This window comes from Acidiphilium sp. JA12-A1 (genome assembly GCF_000724705.2).
Classification (GTDB): Bacteria; Pseudomonadota; Alphaproteobacteria; order Acetobacterales; family Acetobacteraceae; genus Acidiphilium; species Acidiphilium multivorum.
This window is the reverse complement of record NZ_JFHO01000216.1, coordinates 1-664: the sequence shown is the minus strand read 5'-3', so window position 1 is coordinate 664 and position 664 is coordinate 1. Positions and strand designations below refer to the sequence as shown.

General features: G+C 75.2%; 2 protein-coding genes. Both read left to right on the top strand.

Going from position 1 to position 664, the window contains the following annotated elements; translation table 11 throughout:
• Window positions 1-92, top strand: a 92-nt coding sequence (locus RT91_RS23095; protein ID WP_152982891.1) for a hypothetical protein, incomplete at its 5' end; no start/stop codon positions are given.
• A 10-nt stretch (window positions 93-102) separates the two neighbouring features.
• The coding region (locus tag RT91_RS19360; protein ID WP_160321869.1) for an acylphosphatase at window positions 103-664 on the top strand (562 nt) is incomplete at its 3' end.

The window sequence follows — 664 nt, the reverse complement described above, 5'->3', positions numbered from 1 at the left end:
CCTGCACGCCGCGCCACCCGGTCGGTCCCTGCATGGTCTCGGACGAAGGCGCCTGCCACATCTGGTGGCAGGCGGGTGTCCGGGCGCACTGACCCGGTCCCGATGCCGGCCTTGCGGATCGAACTCGGCGGGCGGGTGCAGGGGGTCGGGTTCCGCCCCTTCGTCTACCGCCTCGCCCGGCGCCACGGCGTTTCCGGCTGGGTCCGCAACGGGCTCGGCACGGTGGAAATCCTCGCCGCCGCCGACCCCGCGATCCTCGACCGCTTCACCGCCGCCCTGCTGGCCGAGGCGCCGCCCACCGCCCGGCCCGGCCTGCTCGGCGTCACCCCGGTGGCCGAGGCGGTCGAACCCGGATTTTCCATCCGCGACAGCGCCGCCACCGAAGGCGCGCGTCCCGCGTTCCCGCCCGATCTCGCCCCCTGTCCCGACTGCCTGCGCGAACTCGCCGACCGGTCCGACCGCCGCGCCGGCTACCCGTTCATCAACTGCACCCAGTGCGGCCCGCGCTACAGCCTGATCCGCCGTCTGCCCTACGACCGCGCCAACACCGCGATGGCCGGCTTCCCGCTCTGCCCCGCCTGCCGCGCCGAATACGCCGACCCGCTGAACCGCCGCTTCCACGCCGAGCCGGTCGCCTGCCCCGATTGCGGCCCGCACTGCCGGT